1 protein-coding gene is annotated in these 706 nt (G+C 63.7%); it reads left to right on the top strand.

Annotated elements, in window-relative coordinates; translation table 11 throughout:
• On the top strand, nucleotides 1-706 hold a 706-nt coding region (locus JP75_RS24720; RefSeq protein WP_035087910.1), incomplete at both ends, for a S1C family serine protease.

Here is a 706-nt window from a genome sequence, read left to right as displayed (position 1 = left end):
TTCGGCAACCAGTTCGGCGATTCCAACCCGCAGGCTCCGCGCAAGTACCAGGCCGCCGGCTCGGGCTTCGTCATCTCCGCTGACGGCTACATCGTCACCAACAACCACGTCGTGAAAAATGCCGACAAGGTCACCGTCGTCTTCGACAACGGCGACGAGATGTCCGCCAAGGTGATCGGCACAGACGAGAAGACCGACGTTGCCGTGGTCAAGGTCGAAGGCAAGGACCTGCCGTTCGTGCAGTTCGCCGAAGACACCATCCGCGTCGGTGACTGGGTCGTCGCCGTCGGCAACCCGTTCGGCCTCGGTGGCACCGTGACGGCCGGTATCGTCTCGGCCCGTGGCCGTGACATCGGCGGCTCCTCCTACGGCGATTTCCTGCAGATCGATGCGGCCGTGAACACCGGTAACTCCGGTGGCCCGACCTTCGATACTTCGGGCAAGGTTGCCGGCATGAACACCGCGATCTTCTCGCCCAATGGCGGCAATGTCGGTATCGCCTTCGCGATCCCCGCTTCCACCATCAAGCCGATCGTGCAGCAGCTCATCGACAAGGGCACCGTCACCCGCGGTTTCCTGGGCGTCCAGATCCAGGACGTGACCCATGACATCGCCAACAGCGTCGGCCTCAAGACCGCCAAGGGCGCTCTCGTGACCCAGCCGAGCGAAGGTGGTCCTGCCCAGAAGGCCGGCATCAATTCCGGTG

It is taken from the genome of Devosia riboflavina, from assembly GCF_000743575.1.
Classification (GTDB): domain Bacteria; phylum Pseudomonadota; class Alphaproteobacteria; order Rhizobiales; family Devosiaceae; genus Devosia; species Devosia riboflavina.
This window is presented reverse-complemented; position numbering and strand designations above follow the sequence as displayed.